The sequence below is a fragment of the Streptomyces sp. NPDC031274 genome (genome assembly GCF_055570235.1).
The window spans coordinates 1-1056 of the sequence record NZ_JBVIHP010000143.1 but is presented as its reverse complement, the minus strand read 5'-3'; the positions used below and the strand labels follow the sequence as shown (position 1 = coordinate 1056).

Sequence of the window (1056 nt, the reverse complement as noted above, 5' to 3'; positions counted from 1 at the left end):
GCCTGGACATGAGTCTTGTCCTTCCAGCAGCCGTGGACGTCGCTGTCGTGGGCGGACGCCGGGGCGGCGGCGAAGAAGCCGACCGCCATCAGACCGGCCAGAGCGATTGAGATGCGCCGAAGCATGTTTCTCTCCTTCGAGTGGGGCGGGTGGGGTCCCGCCTCGACTCTTCATCAGCAGCGGTCACGCCGCACGCCGGGACGTGCGGTCGGGTGGCGCGACGGCTCTTGGGAGAGGGTCTCCAGGAGCGCGGCGAGTGCGCCGGGGGCGGCGGTCAGGATCGTGCCCGGGGTGTCGCTCTCGCGGAGGCGGAGGGTTCCGTCGGGGGCGGTGGCCATGTAGAGGCAGTTTGCTTGGTCCTCGCTGAATGACGACTTCTGCCAGGTGAGTTCGGGCATGTCAGATCTCCTGGAGGCTGTAGAGCAGGTGCTGGATCAAGCTCAGGGAGTCGCGTGAGTCGTGGGCGGACGCGGCTACTGTCGCGTCCAGGGGCGGCAGGGCTGTGGCAGAGAGGCGAGCGAACCGCGTCGTGTACTTGTCCACTGCCTCGCGCTCGTGCACGTAGAGCGAGGACGCCGGAGTCTCGACGAGGACGGTCTCCAGTGCGGCCCCGTGGGAGCCCACCAGCAGGAACGGAGTGCTGAAGGCGGAGAGTCCCTCGGCCGTGAACGGCAGCACCTGGATGGTGACGTGGGGCAGTTCGGCCATGCGGATCAGGTGCAGCAACTGCTTGCGCATCACTGCTGTGCCGCCGAATCGCACGTGCAGCGCGGCCTCGTGGATCACCGCATTCAGGGTCGGGGGCCGTTCTTGGGCGAGGATCTTCTGCCGTTCCATCCGGAACTGGACCGCGCGCTCGAGTTCGCTCGTGGAGCGTTCGCTCTGGCTGGATCTGAAGATCGATCGCGTGTACTCGGCGATCTGGAGAAGGCCGGGGACGAACAGTGATTCGTACGAATACAGAGCATCGGCAGCCGCCTCCAGCTCCGCCAGGTCCAGCACGGGTTGATCGAGGGCTTGGCGGTACTCGGTCCACCAGCCTTTGCCGCTCTCCTC

2 protein-coding genes are annotated in these 1056 nt (G+C 66.7%); both read right to left on the bottom strand.

From position 1 onward, the window contains the following. Nucleotides 1–173 precede the first annotated feature (173 nt). Nucleotides 174–398, bottom strand: coding sequence for a DUF397 domain-containing protein (locus ACZ5CR_RS44345; protein ID WP_468869094.1), 225 nt, complete (start codon nucleotides 396–398; stop codon nucleotides 174–176). A gap of 1 nt (nucleotide 399) precedes the next feature. Next, nucleotides 400–1056 (bottom strand): DUF5753 domain-containing protein (locus ACZ5CR_RS44340; protein ID WP_468869092.1); only part of this gene is annotated, 657 nt, incomplete at its 5' end.

Excerpts from the sequence above, each read along its gene's own strand:
- ACZ5CR_RS44345 (WP_468869094.1), bottom strand. The coding sequence starts at position 398 with ATGCCCGAACTCACCTGGCAGAAGTCGTCATTCAGCGAGGACCAAGCA.